We start from the raw sequence: 17,656 nt of genomic DNA, 5'->3' as shown, positions 1-17,656 counted from the left end.
TTCGTTTCAGTGAACAAAACTATACTGTACTCAGGATAAAGCAAAACAACTAATAAACCAAACATAAATCAAAAAATTTTACGGAGGTAGAAACATGAAAAAAACAATAAATACTTTTAAAAGATACGAGAAAAAATATATTATCAATAGCGATCAGTATAACAAACTAATGCTACTGTTCAAAAAGCAAATGCAGCTCGATGAATACTCAGAATCACAAATTAATAATATATACTATGATACTCATGATTTCAAAATGATTAGAGCATCTATTGAAAAGCCCGTATATAAAGAAAAAATCAGATTGAGGAGCTATGGAATACCTAAGGCATACGATGATGTTTTCCTAGAAATCAAGAAAAAGCATGATGGAATAGTATACAAAAGAAGACTACAAATGCCTTATAGCACTGCAAAAGTATGTATGCTGAAAAATAAATGTATGGATAATACCCAAATCGGAAAAGAAATTCAGTGGTCACTTGATTACTATAAGCCAGAACCAAAAGTATTCATTGGCTATCATAGATTTGCTATGAAAGGAATTGGAGATAAAAATCTAAGAATAACGCTTGATAGCAATCTACTTTTCAGAGATTATGATCTCTCACTTTCTAGTGGATCCTACGGACAGTATTTATTAGAAAAAGGTAAATACATAATGGAAATAAAAACAATAGGTGGAATGCCTCTTTGGTTATCAAAAACACTTGATGAATTAAAAATAATGCCTTCCTCCTTTTCAAAATATGGTGTCGCATACAAGACAATACTCAGAAGATATTTGTTAGAGGAGGGGGTAGTAAATCATGATTAATGAGATATTAACAACGTCGATTGTCAGTAATGGAATAACTGTTCATAATTTCTTAATTTGCTCAATTGTGTCAATCGTACTAGGAATAATTTCTACATTTATCTATATGTATAAAAACTCTTATTCAAAAAATTTCGTCGTTACTTTAGCTCTACTGCCGGCTATAGTACAAGGAGTTATACTACTGGTAAATGGAAACCTGGGAACAGGAGTTGCAGTGATGGGAGCCTTTAGCTTGGTAAGATTTAGATCAATACCAGGCGGAGCCAGAGAAATCGGAAGCATATTTCTATCTATGGCAATAGGCTTGGCTGCTGGTATGGGATATATTGCAATAGCCGTACTTTTTGTATTGATAATTGGAATTGTAAACCTAATACTTTTATCCAGCAATTTTGCAGATCAAAAAAACTCAGAAAAGGATCTGAAAATAGTAATACCTGAAAGCCTTGATTATACAGAGGTTTTTGATGATATTTTTGAGAAATATACAACGAAATCAGATTTAATAACAGCAAAAACAACTAATATGGGAAGCTTATACGAGCTTTACTATCAAATCAAATTAAAAAACATAAAGGATGAAAAGAAATTTATTGATGATCTTCGTTGCAGAAACGGAAATCTAAACATCATGTGTGGAAGATTAAAGAAAAAAGAAGAGCTTTAGTTCAAAAACGACTTAAAATATGGTTAAATATTTAAATCTATTTTTAGACACACATTGACTATATACATAATACATTTTTATTAAATTGGAGGAGAAATATGAAAAACTATAAAATAAAAAATAAATTAGCCCTGGCTCTAATAGCCATATCATTTATCGCATCTGGCTGTAGCAATGCTCAAACAAAGTCAAGCTCGACCTCTACAGCTACCACAGCAGTAACATCTATAACAGATAAATACTCTGACAGGGATTTGGATCCCTCATGGGATGAAAGCACTGCCACAAAAATCACACTTTCAGGTAACTCAATCACAACTTCTGGATACGGTGCTCAAGAAAAAAATGGAAGCTTGATAATACAGTCTGGAGGAACATATGTTTTGTCAGGAACACTAGACAGTGCCCAAATAATTGTTGAAGCTCCTGACACCGATAAAGTTCAGATAGTTTTCAATAATGTGAGCATCACCAATAAAGACAGTATACCACTAAATATAAAGACTGCAGACAAAGTATTCCTTACATTGGCAGACAATACCACAAATAAAATAGTGGACAATTCTGGTGCTGCAACCTCGAATAATTCAAATACAAGCTCTGTAAGCAACACTTCAACTAATACAGCAAATTCTGAAAGCACAGCTACAAATAGCACCGATAATAATTCTTCAACGACCAATAAAACCGATTTACCCGATGCTGCCATTTACTCAAAATGCAATTTGACAATCAATGGAAATGGCTCACTAACAGTCAACAGCAATAACAATGAAGGAATCAAATCAAAGGACGAGCTAGTAATAACAGGTGGAAATATCAAAGTTGATTCCAAAGGCGATGCCCTAACAGGAAAAGATTCAATCGCGATAAAAGGTGGAAGTTTCGATCTCAACTCTAGTAAAGATGGAATCAAGTCATCCAATTCAACAGATACATCGAAGGGATGGATTTCTATAGATGGAGGAACATTTAAAATATCTGCTGCAAATGATGGTATTGACGCAGAAACAATACTTGAAATAAATGCTGGAGATTTCGATATTACCACAGGAAACGGTGGAGAAGCCGTATCCAAGCAATCACAAGAAAACTCATTAGGAGGCAGACGTAAAAATGATATGAGATTAGATATTGACCAGCAAAACAGGATTCCACAATCGAATTCAAAATTTGACAATCAAGGAAATATGATGGCACCTCCTAATAAACCAGATTCCAATAGTAGTGCCACTCAGAATAATCCAGCCCAGAGATCAAGCCCCAAGGCTTTTTCAGATAATAAAATTACAACTACAACTAGTTCAAGAATAAAAAATCAAAATAACCAGACTATTCAAGCTGGTGATTTAAGCACACATGTTGAAAATTCAAATTCAAGCGAAAGCAGCAAGGGTTTGAAGGCAGGAACTGATCTCATTGTCAATAATGGTAGCATTACTGTAAATGCCGAAGAAGATGCTCTTCATAGCAACAAAAACATTAATATAAATGGAGGAAATCTGAATGTAAAAGCCGGAGATGACGGAATACATAGTGAAGAAATTTTGAATATCACGAACGAATCTAAGGTAACCATTTCAAATAGCTACGAAGGAATTGAATCTAAGGTAATCAATATTAAAGGAGGAACAATTTCTATTGTTTCTAGTGACGATGGAATAAACGGAGCTTCAGGTAACTCTGATTTCCAAGGAATGAGAGGTGGTAGAGAAAGTGCACAGAACGGTGTATCTGTAAATATCTCAGGTGGTTCTCTTACTGTGAACGCACAAGGAGATGGTCTGGATTCAAATGCCGATATCAATATAACAGGAGGAAAAACAATTGTATACGGACCTTCCAATGGGGGAAACGGAAGCCTTGATTACACAGGAACAGCGAAAATAACAAATGGAACTTTTGTAGCTATCGGTACTGCAGATATGTATCAAGGATTCGATGATAGTTCTACACAAAATACAGTTACATTCGGATTTAGCTCTACACAAAGTGAAAATCAAGCCTTGACATTGGTAGACTCCAATAACAATGTAATTACATCCTTCAAAGCTCAAAAGTCTTATCAAGCATTATTGATAAGCTCTGACAAACTAAAGGAGGGTGAAATATATGCACTTTACAGTGGCGGAACTATTTCAGAAAATAGCTCAAAAAATACTTCGGGTGAAGACTCCTCAACTAATTCGAAGCTAAATACTAGTGGCAGTTTTTCAGGTGGAGAAAAAATAACACAATTCACACTGTCTAAAAAAAATACAGTGATTAATATATGAGCTAAAATTAGTTAGTATAATTTACCATAAATAAGATGATAATCCAAAATCTCTAAATTGCCGTAGGTTTTACCTATGGTAATTTTTCGTACAAAAACAAATATACTTACAACACGCCGTTGAAACAAAATATCACGCCGTGAAAACGTATAGAACAGGACTCTCCATTAAATTCGTATTCAGAAAATATAAAATTTCAAAAGAATCTCTTATGCATTGGAATAGGCTCTTTGCCTTGGCTGCATAAAAAATAGCGAGGCAGCCGAAGCTGTCTCGCTAATAAAGTCTAACTTTTGGGGGTCACATCACTTTTTGTTGTCTTTTTGATTTACGAAATCCTACAATCCTTGATTTTCCTCATCTTTTTTGCCTATGGGCTTCATCGTTGGGAATAACAATACATCCCTAATAGATGGAGAATCTGTAAGCAGCATTATCACTCTGTCAATTCCTATTCCAAGACCACCAGTTGGAGGTAATCCAACCTCCAATGCATTCAAGAAATCTTCATCCATTTCAAATGCTTCATCATCCCCAAGCTTTCTCTTTCTTTCCTGATCTTCAAATCTACCTCTTTGATCGATTGGGTCATTTAACTCTGAGAATGCATTAGCCAGCTCCCATTTATTTGCAAAAGCCTCAAATCTATCAGTTCTTCTCGGATCTTCTACATTTCTCTTTGCCAATGGAGACACTTCCACTGGGTGATGAGTTATAAAAGTCGGCTGTATCAATTTATCTTCTCCAAATTCTTCAAAGAAAGCATTGATTACCTCTCCACGTCTCATTCCAGGAGTAATTTCAATTCCATTTTCTCTGGCAACAGCCAAAGCATCTTCATCAGTATCTATTTTTGAAAAATCCACTCCAGCATATTCAAGAACACATTCCTCCATAGTCATTCTCTTCCATGGAGGAGTAAAATCAATTTCAGTCCCCTGATAATTAACCTTCATACTACCTGTTGCAACCTCTGCCATATGAGATATTACATTTTCTGTGATTTCCATCATATCTTTATAATCAGCATATGCCTGGTATAACTCAATCGCAGTGTACTCTGGATTATGCTTCATGTCCATACCTTCATTTCTGAACATTCTTCCCATTTCATATACCTTGTCGAATCCACCTACTATCAATCTCTTTAGATATAGCTCGTTTGCAATTCTCAAATACATCGGTATATCCAGTGTATTGTGATGAGTTATAAAGGGTCTTGCGTTTGCACCACCTGCAATAGTATTTAGTATAGGGGTTTCAACCTCTAAGAATCCCAAATTATCCAAATAACTTCTCAACGCTTTCAATGCCTTTGTTCTTGTTAAGAATGCTTCCTTTACTTCTGGATTCACTATCAAATCAACATATCTTTGTCTATATCTTAAATCTATATCTTTCAATCCATGATATTTTTCAGGTAATACTTGAAGTGATTTAGACAAAAGAACTATCTTCTCGGCGTGAATAGAAACCTCTTCAGTTTTTGTTTTGAACACAAAGCCTTCTATTCCAACTATATCACCCATATCATAAGTCTTGAACAGTTTATAATCATCAACACCAACGTCATCTCTTTTTACATAAACCTGTATTCTTCCATTCTGATCCTGAAGATGCATAAATGAAGCCTTACCCATTATTCTCTTTGACATAATACGACCAGCCACACAAACTTGCTTTCCTTCAAATTCTTCAAAATTATTCTTTATTTCATCTGAATAATGCGTAACGTTATATTTACTTATCTTATATGGATCATTACCTGATTCTTGAAGATTTTTTAGCTTGTCTCTTCTTACCTGTAATACTTCACTCAGATTAATTTCTTCTATATTTTCTGGCTTGCTATTTTCCATTTTTCCCTCCATAATACTATCTCTTTATTTCTAGTACTTTTAACTTTATTATTCCGTCAGGAACAGTAACTTCAACTAGATCTCCAACACTTCTATTCAACAAGGCTCTTCCAACTGGAGATTCGTTTGAAATTTTAAATTCATATGGCTCTGCTTCTGCACTGCCAACAATTGTATATTCTATCTCTTCATCAAACTCTTCATCGTAAATTTTTACAATCGACCCTATTGTTATTACGTCTAAGTCTACGCTGTTTTCATCTATAATAACAGCATTTCTAATCATATTTTCAAGAACTATTATTCTTTCTTCAAGTGTAGCCTGTTCCTTTTTGGCTTCATCATATTCTGCATTTTCAGAAAGGTCACCAAAAGAAATTGCTTCTTTCAATCTCTCCGCAACTTCCTTTCTTCTAGTCGTTTTTAATATTTCTAATTCTTCTTCTAATTTATCAAAGCCCTCTTGAGTAAGAATAAACTCTTTGCTTTTATTTTCCTCCATGCTATACCTCCGTACCTATACTAAAATATCCGATATATTATATGCTAAAATTAACTATTTGTCAATATTTTTAACGTTTTTATCACTTCTTCTGGATCCTCCAGCTTATTTATTTTATCCCTCACTCTAGCGGAATTTTTCATACCTTTTAAATACCAGCCAATATGCTTTCTCATCTCTCTAACTGCTACATACTCACCATGCTCCTCTATAGCTAATTCCATATGGTCAATAGCCACTCCAATTTTCTCATCTATAGTAGGCTGCGGCAATATTTCGCCTGTTTTTAGATAATGATTTATCCTTTCAAAAATCCAAGGATTTCCTTGAGCACCTCTTCCAATCATAATTGCATCACAATTGGTGTCGTTCTTTATTTTAATTGCATCTTCTATACTTGTGACATCACCATTTCCAATAACAGGTATATTCAAATTATCTTTTATCAGCTTTATTATATCCCAATCAGCATTTCCTCCGTAATATTGTTCACGAGTTCTACCATGAATCGTTATCGCATCCACACCTACCTCCTGAGCTATAAGAGCAATTTCGAGAGCATTTACAGAGTTATCATCCCATCCCTTCCTTATTTTCAGGGTCACTGGCTTGGAGGAGCTTTCAACCACACTACTCAATACTTTTTTGGCTAATTCAGGGCTTCTCATCAGTGCAGAACCATCTCCATTTTTAACTACTTTTGGAGCAGGACATCCCATATTTATGTCTAATATCTCATTCGGATAGTGATTGAGTATTTTTGCTGCCTTTCCCATAAATTCAGGCTCAGAGCCAAATATTTGCACTGCTACAGGATGCTCCTCAGCCATTATATTCAGCATTTTTTTTGTGTTTGCATCATCGTAGCATAGAGCTTTTGCATTTATCATCTCAGTATACAACAATCCACAGCCAAATCTCTTACAGATTAATCTGAAGGGCAAATCAGTTACTCCAGCCATTGGTGCCAAAAATACCTCATTCGATACTTCAAAATCTCTAAATTTCATCAATACCTCTTTCTTATAATTTTTATATTTTACATTAGCAATCATCATCAATAAAATTTTCTATTTCTGCATTAGCAATCATTAATAATGAATTTTCCTATTCTATACATTAACAATGTTTTCTATTTCTACATTAACGATTATCACGAATAAAATCATATATCAATTTATTTGTTTTTTTTATGAATCAATCTCAATCCATCCAGTGAAAGATATGGATCAACCACGTTTATCACATTCGTCTCAGATGCCATAAAATTAGCAAGTCCACCAGTAGCAACCACAAATGTATCCTCATTACCCAATTCACTCTTCATCATCTTGACAATTTTTTCAACCTGACCAGCATAACCATAAATCACACCAGCCTGAATTGATGATACAGTATCTTTGCATATTATCGTCTCTGGTTTTACTAGCTCAACTCTAGGAAGCTTTGATGCTTTTTGGAACAATGCTTCACTCGATATCTTCACTCCAGGGGAAATCGCACCTCCAAGGTACTCTCCTTTTTCAGAAATTGCACAATAAGTAGTAGCAGTTCCAAAGTCGATTAATATCAGCGGACTTCCATATTTAGATATTCCAGCCACTGCATTTATTATCCGATCTGCCCCTACCATTTTGGGATCATAATATTTAATATTAAGACCCGTCTTTATTCCAGGTCCAACTATCAATGGAATAATATTGAAGTATTTTCTACAAAAATTTTCCAAAGAATGCATCACAGCAGGAACCACTGAAGAAATAATAACATCTGTAACTACACCCAAAGACAATTCACTCGCATCAAACAAGCTTTTTATTATAACTCCGTATTCATCAGAAGTCTTATTCAAATCAGTATTTATTCTCCAATCCCTAATAAGCTTTTTATCATGATATACGCCAAGAACCATATTTGTGTTTCCGACATCTAATACTAATAACATATTTATTTCAATTCCTCTCAAATTATTTCAAAATAACCTATAACAGTATTATTTTATCATCATAACCTAACAATAGCAAGCATCTTGACTTATTTGTTCAGATTTTTGACACGATAATATTTTTACTCAATTTTTATAAATTTTCATTTCAAACACAAATTCTTTAATATGGTATTTTAATAAAGTTATAATTGTCAAACTAATATGATATAATAAAGAAAATGATATAAAAAATATTTATGATTTTTTTATCAATTAAATAGACTAAAATAAAGTATCTACTAACATTTTTACACTAGATTAATATTTATTTAAAGGAGCTGATTACTAAATGAAAAATACCAAAGACCTGATAATGGAAGCACTACTCAAAAATTCGGATAAATATATTTCTGGAGAATCCCTTTCAGATGAAATTGGAGTTTCAAGAGCTTCAGTTTGGAAAGGCATTAACTCTCTAAAAAAAGAAGGCTATGTGATTGAATCGAAATCTGGCTCTGGCTATAAACTGATAAAATCAGAGGAAGAACGTGGTTTTTCGACTTACGAATTTATTCATAATCTAAATACAAAATATCTTGCTCAGAGCATTATCTTTTTTCAAACCATAGATTCTACAAACACCCATGCCAACAAAATTGCAGAAAAATCAGAGGAGGGTACTGTTGTTCTGGCTAACGAACAAACAAACGGCAAAGGAAGAACAGGTAAAAAATGGATTTCCGATGAAAATGTTGGAGTTTATTTCAGTATGATATTAAAACCAGAAATCCCCCTTTCAAAAGCTAGTTTTTTGACACAAATAGCTGGTGCTTCATTATGCCTCGCACTGAATAAAAACGATATTCCAGCAAAAATAAAGTGGCCTAATGACATTATTGTAGACGGAAAGAAAATTTCCGGAATTCTAACTGAAATGAATGCCGAGATAGACAGAATCAACTTTATTGTTGTAGGAATTGGCATTAACCTCTACAAAACGAGCTTTGACGAACTACCTAATATCGCGACCTCAATTGAAAATGAGGGATATAAAATAGGAAGAGAAAAATTATTAAAGGATTTCTTTGAAATATTTGAGAAACTATATTCAAAATTCAAAAAAAATTCTATAGTAGAAACAAGAAAAACATTGAGAGATTACTCAGCAGTTTTAGGAAAAGAAATATACTTAATAAATAATGGCGAAAAAGAAAAAGTATTTGCTGAAAACATAGATGAAAATGGAAATCTAATTGTTAGAGATCAGATGGGTATTATCAGAACAATTTTTTCTGGAGAAATATCAATTCGTGGGTTAAATGGTTATATATAAATTTTTTATTTATACCTCTTACGATAAAATTAATTCAGTCTTCAAGCTCATAGGTCTAAGAAAATACTTGGTATACAAATAATAAATAAGTATCATTAGCAAAAAACTGTCAAATTTCTGTTTTCACAGAAATATGGCAGTTTTTAGTAGTATTATTTTCAAATATAAATTTATCATTTAATTTCATCAGGAATAATATTATACAATTCATCACCTATAAATTCTTCCAATTCTACTATAAATCTCACAAACTTTGCTATAATGCTGTCCAAAAAATCCTCGCTTTCCGGTCCGTATTTCTTCAAAGCCTTGCTCTTAATGTATTCCATTCGCCTTTGTGGTCCAACAAAATTGCTTTGCAAAACCACTCTATCTGCAATACACAATACATCTTCTTCGTCTAAAGAGCATATATCTGTGTTGATTTTGTGTTTCGTGTGGTCATTTATTACCTTCGCTACATTCTCCAAGCCAATTGAATGTAGATATTTAGCACCAACCTTCTCATGATTTTTATGAACTCTGGCTACATCGTGCAAGTATCCAGCAGCTGCTACCAGCTGAGAATTTATTTTCAAGCCTTTTTTATTCAATTCAATCGCTATAGATTTTGCGGCTTCACCCACAGCAAAGCAATGTAATTGCACGTGTTCAGGAGTTTGATACCTATTAAGTATATCCATACATTCATATTTTGTAGGACAGTAATCCTTTGGAAAAATAAAATCCTTGTTCATATCGACTACCTTTTCCAAACCATACTATTTTCTATGAATATAGCTAACCACATCACAGACAATAATCTGATCATCTTCCTCAGGGTTATTAAATCTCACACTCTTCGTTCCAGACAAATGAGAATCCTCAGATAGGAAATTTGAAATTACAGAATAAATCCAATCCATTCTCCAAGGTGTTTTTAGTTCGCCCTCAATCAAATTCCCATTTACATCAAAAACTAATTTTTGATTTTTTAGATCGCATGGTATACTGTCGACGTCTTTAATGATTACATCATATAGCCTATCGATAACTACCTCTTTATCAGTAGGTTCGTCAATTATATAGCTAATATCATTTCCCACTGACTGTGCCAGCTTCCTGCTACAACTAGTTTTACATGCTGTTGAGCAATTTGCACACATATCATCTTGACCAACTGGATCCAAACGATGATAGTTTTTTTCTACAATATGCTTACCCATTATAAAACTCTCCTTCATCTTCTTCTACTTCAGCACTGAAATAAATGCACTGCCACTTACCATTCAAATACTCTTCTGCCCCCTCAAACATTTCGCCAATGGAATTGTATTCATATCTATCTCCACTACAAAACATATTTATCTTATTGACTTCCATATTCCATTTTTCTGTTTGTGAATCATACCAAATCAAAGTATCGTCTGGCTTATTAAAAAATTGAGTAATACCATTAGCAAATTCTTTTTCAAAATCCTCTTTATTTGGATTAACCAATGGTACAAACACTCTATTTATCTCCAAATCGAAAACCTTACCGTCCTCTATCCTCGCCGCAGTAAGTCTTCCATATTTTTCTCCAATTTTTAATTTTTCACCGGCAATTTTCAGCATATGGCTGACAGCATCTATAACCATAATAAATCTGTCATCCCCCTCAACTGATATTTTGCCTTCTATTTCAAACATATCATCTTCCAAATAGAAATCCACAGATTTCCCATTTGCTTTTTCAAAAAAATTCTTGTCTTTTATATCCAATATCATACGCTTCACATTATATACTAAAATCCAAAAGTTCCGGATTCTGGTATATATTTCCCTTTAACTTAAATGTTTCTGACATATACGGACCACCCATTGCAATAGAGCCATCATTACCAATTAGTACAAATCCTGCAATTTCTTCGCTCCACATTATCTGGTAAATCCCATTATCTCCCTCTACAATATCAGCTTCAAATATTTCATTTTGCTCATTATCGTACCAACCAGTACTTTGTAGTGGGACTAATTCTACTGGCTCATCAGGATTCTTAAAATCATAAATCAAAACTGTACCAAACGAAAGATACCCATAGATAGTCTTTTCTAGTTCCGAAGCACCTTGTTGCTCAAGTTCGTCTGGCGAATACATTATTTTGTTTTCATCATCCCATGCTTTAAATTTTATTTCACGCATCAAATTACCTCTCATCTAACATATACCGGTGCCACCATTACAGTGACACCGACATAACCATTTATTAATTTAAATTCTAAATATTTACACATTTCTTACCTAAACGCATAAAAGGATTTAAAAAATTTTATTGTAGATCTCTAAATGCCTTCGTATTAAAATACACCCTTTGCTTTTTGTTCTTTAATTGCATTAAGCACCTTTTCAGGAGTCAAAGGCATTTCAGTAAATCTGACACCTATTGCATCATAAACAGCATTGAATATAGCTGGAATAGTCGGCTGAATTGGTCCTTCACCTGATTCCTTCGCTCCATATGGTGCTGACGGATCATATGCATCGACGATATTGGCATCTATTTCAGGCATATCTAGTGCAGTCGGTATCTTGTAGTCATGTAATGAAGGATTTAAGAAAGTTCCATCTGGAGCAATCTTCATTTCTTCATATAAGGCTTGTCCCATACCCATTTGTATAGATCCATGAACCTGACCTTCAACACTCTGTGGATTAATAGCTACACCACAGTCTCCTGCTTCTGTGATCTTAACTACGTTTACCTTTCCTGTTTCTAAATCTACATCTACCTCTGCAATCTGGGCACTAAATCCAAATGTTGGAGAGTGTCCAATGTTACCACCTTGCTGAATTCCCTTTCTTCTTGGAGGAGTAAACTGACCAGTCTTAGTCAATGGTCCATTTGTTTGAATATATGCTGATACAACATCTCTCCAAGGAACTCTCTTATTAGGCTTGTAAATATTGTAGAATTCTCCACCTTGAGCCTCAACTTCATCACCACGAATTCCAAGCATTCCAGCAGCAACTGGTCTAAGCTCTGCATTTATTTTTTCTGCTGCCTGCCTAATAGCCCAGCCTGTAGCAAATGTCAAACGACTGGCAAATGTTCCCAAATCAAACGTTGAAATCTTTGTATCTCTTGGAACAACAGTAACGTCTTCTGTCTTAACACCCAATGTTTCGGCTGCCATCTGAGCCATTACCATATCAACACCTTGACCAATATCTGTAGCTCCACAGTATACTGTTACATCATTTTCTTCATCGACTTTTATTGTTGCAACAGTATGTGGTTTATATGATAGGTATAACGTATATGAAGTTCCTGAAATGTAATATCCTCCAGACAGACCAATACCCTTACCAAAAGGTAATTTTCCATGCTTTTCTTTATATCCTGATTTTTCAACACATTCAGTTAAACATTTTTTGTATTCTGTATGAGGAATATACATCTTACTCATGGCTGTATATCCAGATTCAGCAGCATTGAGCATTCTTATTTCATATGGATCCATACCGAAGTGTGCCGCAGCTTGATCCAACATCTGTTCCATTGCAAATCTTGGTTGAACTCCACCCAGACCTCTGAAAGCTCCGCAAGTAGGTTTGTTAGTATAGATTCTCTTTCCATCAAATTTTACGTTTGGAATCATATATGGAATGTGTACCATTGATGCAGTATAGAATAAAACAACTATCCCCCAACCAGCATATGCTCCACCGTCCATCAAGTTATTGAATTCACAAGCTGTAATTTTACCAGTCTTATCAAAGCCTAGCTTCATCTTCATATAACAAGGATGTCTACCATTGTTTGTAGCAAATACTTCGCTTCTTTCGTAAGTTATCTTTACAGGTCTACCTATCTTTCTAGATAATAATGCTGAACAGAAATCTGCCTGAGAAGCAACTCCTTTACCACCAAATCCACCACCTATTAGAGGAACTGTAATTCTTATTTTGTTTAGTGGCATTTCAAGAACCTTGGCTAACTGCTGATGAGTATAATGTGGGACCTGACAAGTAGCATATAGATGAAGCTTTCCAGTTGCAACATCAAAATCAGCTATTGCAGATTGAGGTTCAATAAATCCATGATTCACATATGAAGAATAATAATCTTGCTCCAAAACATAATCAGCTTCTTCAAATGCTTTATCGGGGTCTCCATAAACCTGAACACCTTCATAGCTTATATTGTTAGGACAATCCTCATGAATCCTTAAATCATCTCTCTTCACAGCCTCTCTAGGATCTACAAGGGCTTCTAAAACATCATACTCAACTTCTATCAATTCCAAGGCTTTTTCAGCAATTTCTTCTGTTATCGCAGCTACTGCTGCTACTGGTTCTCCCCAGTTCCTAACCTTTCCAACTGCCAATGCATGTTCGTTTGCATTATGAGGTACTATACCATAAGGAATCGGGCAGTCTTCTCCAGTGATAACGCCCAATACACCATCCAGCTCCAATGCCTTACTATAGTCAATTTTCAATATTTTAGCATGGGCATGCTTGCTTCTCAACAGCTTACCATAAGCCATTCTTGGCAAAGTGATATCATCAGTATAACGAACAGCACCTTTTACTTTATCTGGACCGTCTGGTCTACGAATACTTCTACCTACTTCAGTAAACTCTTTTGTATAATCTTTATAGTTGTTATATCTGTTAGATACTTCGTACATCTTTCCCATCTTACTTAGCCCCCTTTTCTGCAACTAAATTCGCATAAGACTCAATAGCTTTAATGATATTGATGTACCCAGTACATCTACAAGTATTTCCAGATATAGCAGTCTTTATCTCTTTCTGAGTTGGATTTGGGTTTCTATCAATTAAAGCCTTTGCTGATAAAATCATCCCTGGAGTACAGAATCCACACTGAACTGCACCATGATCCAAGAATGCATCCTGAATTGGATGCAATGAACCATCTTCATTTGCTATACCTTCAATTGTAACTATTTTTTTATCAACACAAGCGATTGCAAGCTTCAAACAAGCCAATTCAGGATGACCATCAATCAATACTGTACAGGCTCCACAGTCACCCTGACCACAGCCTTTTTTTGTGCCTGTTAAACCAACAGTCTTTCTAATAACATCCAACAAAAGATCCTTTGATGTAACAATGACATCATAATTTTGATTATTAATATTTAATGTGATTACTTGTTTCATTTTTACACCTCCATTGCCAAATCATATGCTTCTTTCGTCAATCTTCTAGCTAATGCTCCGACAACATCTTTTCTGTATTCAGCAGATGCTCTGATGTCAGAAATCGGCTTTGCTTCACCCATTGCAGCTTCGCCAACGCTTTCAATCAACTCATCATTCAATTCTTTACCTACAAGCAATGCAGGCACAGCCTCAGAAACAATCGGCTTTGGAGATACCGAACCCATTACGAGCTTAACACTCTTAATAGTCTTTTTGTCTGCTTCTAGTTCAATATTTACTGCCATATTTACAGCATCAATTTCCATTGCATTTCTCAAACCTATGTATCCATAAGTCGCTGCCGAATTTTTAGCTGGAGTAGGAATTATGAACTTTGTAAGCATTTCATCCTTTTCTAACACATTTTTACGGTTACCAAGAATAAAGTCTTCTGCCTTTACAACTCTTTCTCCTCTCACACTTTCAATAACTACACTTGCATTCAATGCAGCCAAAGGTGTTGGTGTTTCACCAGCTGGAGAAGAATGTGAAATATTTCCTCCCAATGTAGCCATCGACCTTACCTGATAAGATCCTAGTTCACCTGCCGCATGAACCAATGCATTATAGCCTTTTTCTGTTAGCTCTTTTGAATTTTCGATTTCTGCAATCCTTGTACAGGCACCAATCTCCACGCCATTTTCTGTGAACTCAATGCCTGACAATTCTTTAACATCAGCGATGTTGATAAGGTTTTCCGTTTCGATCATCTTTTCTTTTAGCATGATAATTAAATCAGTGCCTCCAGCAAGGATCTTTGATTTTTCACCAATTTCAGCCAACAACGCTAAAACCTCTGCCTTAGTTTTAGGTGCATGGTACTGAAAATCACTTAAAATACTCATTCTTAAGCCTCCTTTAAAACTTTACGCCTTAGATTTTTTGAATGAATTATTTTTTCATTAAAATGAATTTGTGCCAATAATTCACTATCATTATATAATATTACAGTAAATATTACAATTGTGTTTTATTAAAATCATTAAAATAAATTGATAAAAAATAAAAGGATGATAAAAAATGCACAAAACGTGATTTATGTTGATAAAAGCATGTTATTATATAAAATATAAGCTGAAACCAAAAATATAAAAATGGCCAAATACAACAAATAAAATGTTGAAATCTAGCCATTTAAATTATTTTTATTGCATATAAAGCCTCACCTGTATCAAAAATAGGCTAAAAAACAGTAATTGTTCATCATTCAATGAAAATCAAATCCCTTTTATCGATTGAAAGAGTTAGTGACGAGCCTTCTAATATATCATATCTATCTTGCAATTTATTTATTCTAATACAGTATACTTTATCTGAGCGATCATACATATAGCTGTAATCACTATTTTTCTTAAATGAAAAAAATACTTTGATGTTCTCTATTCCTTCATAAATTTTCTCAATTTTCACATCTACAACATTTTCTACATTCTCGTTGCTTGACAAAATTTTAAAATCTACATCCCTTATACCAACATATCTAATTTTATTTTTGCAAATTTCGTCAGCATCATCTAAAGCAATTTTTAAATCCATTTCCGGAATAAATAGCATTGACTCATTATCTATACTAGCTGGCAGTATATTGCTCACTCCAACCATCTTTGCACCTTGAATTGTTTTGGGATGATTAAATGTTTTTTTTGTTGTTCCATGCTCCACAATCCCACCGTTATCAATAATTATCAGCTCATCGCTAAACCTATATATTTCATCCCTACTATGAGATACCATGATGATTATACCATCATAATCTGCAACCATCTCCTCTAGCTCCATCTGTAGCTTGTCTTTCAAATCGTTGTCCATAGCCGAAAACGGTTCATCCAACAATATAAGCTTGGGCTCATAAGCCATAATTCTAGCCAATGCAACACGCTGCTGTTGTCCCCCTGAAAGATCTCTCGGCATTTTGCTTGCAATATTATCTATACAGAATCTTTTCATAAGCTCAGATGCTTTTTTTGCCTTGTATTTTTTGCTACCCTCAATAATTATCTCTATATTCTCTCTGACACTCATAGTCGGAAATAGTGCATAATTTTGGAACATATAAGCCACATTTCTCTTCTGTGGCTTTATATTTATTTTTTTCGACGAGTCAAATAGAAGCTCGTCATTCAGCTCAATAACGCCTTCATCCGGAGTTATTATTCCAGAGATATATTTTAGCAGCATACTTTTACCTGAACCTGATGCACCGAGAATACCAATCCTATTCGATGTGGTTTTTAATGAAATATCCATTTCAAAAATATTCAGTTTTGATTTTATTTCAACTGATAGGCCCATTTTTCCAATTCCATTCAAATTTTTTTAAATATTATCTTTTAAATATCTACAGACTATCTTTTACTCAAGGCTACATTCACTGAGTATATTATCACGAAGGATATCATCAAAACTATTACAACCCAGATGCCCGCCTTCAAATAATCGCCATCATTAATTACCATTGCAATAGTTTGTGAAATTGTCCCCGTCTTTCCAGGTATATTCCCAGCGATCATTGAAGTCGCTCCATATTCTCCCATAGCCCTGGCAAAACACAAAATTGATCCCGCAATTAGCCCCGGTCTTGATACCGGCAAAAGTATCCTATAAAATATCTTTCTTTCACTCATACCAAGTGTTCTAGCTGCATAAATCAAGCTTTCGTCAACCTGTTCAAATGCTGCTCTTGCATTTTGATACATTAGAGGTAATGCAATCACAGTTGCTGCAAGAATGCATCCCATCCACGTTTGTAGTACCGAAATATTGAAGTTATCCAATAAAAAGCTTCCAAAAAATCTCCTTTTACTAAATACAATAAGCAAAATGAAGCCTGCTACAGTTGGTGGCAAAACTATCGGCAAAGACATTATTCCATCCAAAAAAGCTTTCTTTTTCTTATTACACGTCATCGCCTTTTTTGCTAACAGTACACCTATAAAAAATGAGATTATAGTGGCAACAATAGCAGTTTTTATTGATATTATTAAAGGACTCCAGTCCAGATTTTTAATTATTTCAAGTGATTCATTCAATGTATTCCCACTCCTCGATTTAAAATGACATTCCAATGCGAAACGATGT

General features: G+C 34.4%; 17 protein-coding genes and 1 pseudogene. 5 read left to right on the top strand and 13 right to left on the bottom strand.

Annotated elements, in window-relative coordinates; all coding sequences use genetic code 11:
* Positions 1 to 94: 94 nt before the first annotated feature.
* The 4 genes and pseudogenes from BM120_RS08260 to BM120_RS11135 form a co-directional block, all read left to right on the top strand.
* Positions 95 to 817 carry a polyphosphate polymerase domain-containing protein gene (locus BM120_RS08260; protein WP_091994896.1) on the top strand — a complete coding sequence of 241 codons (723 nt, stop codon included), beginning with the start codon at positions 95 to 97 and terminating at the stop codon, positions 815 to 817.
* Positions 810 to 1,487: a DUF4956 domain-containing protein gene (locus tag BM120_RS08255; RefSeq protein ID WP_091994893.1), complete on the top strand. Its 678-nt coding sequence runs from the start codon at positions 810 to 812 to the stop codon at positions 1,485 to 1,487. Before BM120_RS08260 ends, BM120_RS08255 begins: the two co-directional genes overlap by 8 nt.
* A 98-nt stretch (positions 1,488 to 1,585) precedes the next feature.
* Positions 1,586 to 3,763: a carbohydrate-binding domain-containing protein gene (locus tag BM120_RS08250; protein ID WP_091994890.1), complete on the top strand. Its 2,178-nt coding sequence runs from the start codon at positions 1,586 to 1,588 to the stop codon at positions 3,761 to 3,763.
* A gap of 100 nt (positions 3,764 to 3,863) precedes the next feature.
* Positions 3,864 to 3,995, top strand: a pseudogene (locus BM120_RS11135) (IS481 family transposase); the annotation flags it as partial.
* A gap of 106 nt (positions 3,996 to 4,101) precedes the next feature.
* Here the strand turns inward: BM120_RS11135 and lysS are convergent.
* The 4 genes from lysS to BM120_RS08230 form a co-directional block, all read right to left on the bottom strand.
* Positions 4,102 to 5,634 carry a lysine--tRNA ligase gene (lysS, locus tag BM120_RS08245; RefSeq protein WP_091994887.1) on the bottom strand — a complete coding sequence of 511 codons (1,533 nt, stop codon included), beginning with the start codon at positions 5,632 to 5,634 and terminating at the stop codon, positions 4,102 to 4,104.
* Positions 5,635 to 5,638: 4 nt separating this feature from the next.
* Positions 5,639 to 6,124, bottom strand: coding sequence for a transcription elongation factor GreA (gene greA, locus BM120_RS08240; protein ID WP_091994884.1), 486 nt, complete (start codon positions 6,122 to 6,124; stop codon positions 5,639 to 5,641).
* 50 nt (positions 6,125 to 6,174) lie between these two features.
* Complete coding sequence (gene dusB, locus BM120_RS08235) at positions 6,175 to 7,134, bottom strand: tRNA dihydrouridine synthase DusB (RefSeq protein ID WP_091994881.1); 960 nt, start codon at positions 7,132 to 7,134, stop codon at positions 6,175 to 6,177.
* Positions 7,135 to 7,301: 167 nt separating this feature from the next.
* Positions 7,302 to 8,069 carry a type III pantothenate kinase gene (locus BM120_RS08230; RefSeq protein WP_091994878.1) on the bottom strand — a complete coding sequence of 256 codons (768 nt, stop codon included), beginning with the start codon at positions 8,067 to 8,069 and terminating at the stop codon, positions 7,302 to 7,304.
* A 331-nt stretch (positions 8,070 to 8,400) separates the two neighbouring features.
* Here BM120_RS08230 and BM120_RS08225 point away from each other — a divergent pair, with 331 nt between their 5' ends.
* Positions 8,401 to 9,384 (top strand): biotin--[acetyl-CoA-carboxylase] ligase, encoded by a 984-nt coding sequence (locus tag BM120_RS08225; RefSeq protein ID WP_091994874.1) that lies wholly within the window; start codon positions 8,401 to 8,403, stop codon positions 9,382 to 9,384.
* A 173-nt stretch (positions 9,385 to 9,557) separates the two neighbouring features.
* Here BM120_RS08225 and BM120_RS08220 read toward each other — a convergent pair whose 3' ends face one another.
* The 9 genes from BM120_RS08220 to modB all read right to left on the bottom strand — a co-directional run bounded on the left by BM120_RS08220 (position 9,558) and on the right by modB (position 17,607).
* Entirely contained in the window at positions 9,558 to 10,139 is a 582-nt protein-coding gene (locus BM120_RS08220) for an HD domain-containing protein (protein WP_242941591.1), read from the bottom strand.
* 6 nt (positions 10,140 to 10,145) lie between these two features.
* Positions 10,146 to 10,589 (bottom strand): hypothetical protein, encoded by a 444-nt coding sequence (locus BM120_RS08215; protein ID WP_242941590.1) that lies wholly within the window; start codon positions 10,587 to 10,589, stop codon positions 10,146 to 10,148.
* Positions 10,582 to 11,133 carry a hypothetical protein gene (locus tag BM120_RS08210; protein ID WP_091994866.1) on the bottom strand — a complete coding sequence of 184 codons (552 nt, stop codon included), beginning with the start codon at positions 11,131 to 11,133 and terminating at the stop codon, positions 10,582 to 10,584. The genes BM120_RS08215 and BM120_RS08210 overlap by 8 nt, the downstream gene beginning before the upstream one ends.
* Positions 11,134 to 11,143: 10 nt before the next feature.
* Entirely contained in the window at positions 11,144 to 11,548 is a 405-nt protein-coding gene (locus BM120_RS08205; protein ID WP_091994863.1) for a YopX family protein, read from the bottom strand.
* Between the two features lie 155 nt (positions 11,549 to 11,703).
* Entirely contained in the window at positions 11,704 to 14,049 is a 2,346-nt protein-coding gene (locus BM120_RS08200) for a xanthine dehydrogenase family protein molybdopterin-binding subunit (protein WP_091994859.1), read from the bottom strand.
* 1 nt (position 14,050) lies between these two features.
* Positions 14,051 to 14,536: a (2Fe-2S)-binding protein gene (locus BM120_RS08195; RefSeq protein WP_091994856.1), complete on the bottom strand. Its 486-nt coding sequence runs from the start codon at positions 14,534 to 14,536 to the stop codon at positions 14,051 to 14,053.
* Between the two features lie 2 nt (positions 14,537 to 14,538).
* Positions 14,539 to 15,423, bottom strand: a complete 885-nt coding sequence (locus BM120_RS08190) for an FAD binding domain-containing protein (protein WP_091994854.1) — start codon at positions 15,421 to 15,423, stop codon at positions 14,539 to 14,541.
* Positions 15,424 to 15,781: 358 nt separating this feature from the next.
* Positions 15,782 to 16,870: a sulfate/molybdate ABC transporter ATP-binding protein gene (locus tag BM120_RS08185; RefSeq protein WP_091994849.1), complete on the bottom strand. Its 1,089-nt coding sequence runs from the start codon at positions 16,868 to 16,870 to the stop codon at positions 15,782 to 15,784.
* Between the two features lie 53 nt (positions 16,871 to 16,923).
* Entirely contained in the window at positions 16,924 to 17,607 is a 684-nt protein-coding gene (modB, locus tag BM120_RS08180; RefSeq protein ID WP_091994846.1) for a molybdate ABC transporter permease subunit, read from the bottom strand.
* Between the last annotated feature and the right edge of the window lie 49 nt (positions 17,608 to 17,656).

The sequence above is a fragment of the Peptostreptococcus sp. D1 genome, from assembly GCF_900112955.1.
GTDB lineage: Bacteria > Bacillota > Clostridia > Peptostreptococcales > Peptostreptococcaceae > Peptostreptococcus.
The sequence above is the reverse complement of the archived record's forward strand: the minus strand, read 5'-3'. Positions and strand labels throughout refer to the sequence as shown.

Coding starts and splice junctions, on each gene's coding strand:
- BM120_RS08260 (WP_091994896.1), top strand. CDS start 95: ATGAAAAAAACAATAAATACTTTTAAAAGATACGAGAAAAAATATATT.
- BM120_RS08255 (WP_091994893.1), top strand. CDS start 810: ATGATTAATGAGATATTAACAACGTCGATTGTCAGTAATGGAATAACT.
- BM120_RS08250 (WP_091994890.1), top strand. CDS start 1,586: ATGAAAAACTATAAAATAAAAAATAAATTAGCCCTGGCTCTAATAGCC.
- lysS (WP_091994887.1), bottom strand. CDS start 5,634: ATGGAGGGAAAAATGGAAAATAGCAAGCCAGAAAATATAGAAGAAATT.
- greA (WP_091994884.1), bottom strand. CDS start 6,124: ATGGAGGAAAATAAAAGCAAAGAGTTTATTCTTACTCAAGAGGGCTTT.
- dusB (WP_091994881.1), bottom strand. CDS start 7,134: ATGAAATTTAGAGATTTTGAAGTATCGAATGAGGTATTTTTGGCACCA.
- BM120_RS08230 (WP_091994878.1), bottom strand. CDS start 8,069: ATGTTATTAGTATTAGATGTCGGAAACACAAATATGGTTCTTGGCGTA.
- BM120_RS08225 (WP_091994874.1), top strand. CDS start 8,401: ATGAAAAATACCAAAGACCTGATAATGGAAGCACTACTCAAAAATTCG.
- BM120_RS08215 (WP_242941590.1), bottom strand. CDS start 10,589: ATGGGTAAGCATATTGTAGAAAAAAACTATCATCGTTTGGATCCAGTT.
- BM120_RS08210 (WP_091994866.1), bottom strand. CDS start 11,133: ATGATATTGGATATAAAAGACAAGAATTTTTTTGAAAAAGCAAATGGG.
- BM120_RS08205 (WP_091994863.1), bottom strand. CDS start 11,548: ATGCGTGAAATAAAATTTAAAGCATGGGATGATGAAAACAAAATAATG.
- BM120_RS08200 (WP_091994859.1), bottom strand. CDS start 14,049: ATGGGAAAGATGTACGAAGTATCTAACAGATATAACAACTATAAAGAT.
- BM120_RS08195 (WP_091994856.1), bottom strand. CDS start 14,536: ATGAAACAAGTAATCACATTAAATATTAATAATCAAAATTATGATGTC.
- BM120_RS08190 (WP_091994854.1), bottom strand. CDS start 15,423: ATGAGTATTTTAAGTGATTTTCAGTACCATGCACCTAAAACTAAGGCA.
- BM120_RS08185 (WP_091994849.1), bottom strand. CDS start 16,870: ATGGGCCTATCAGTTGAAATAAAATCAAAACTGAATATTTTTGAAATG.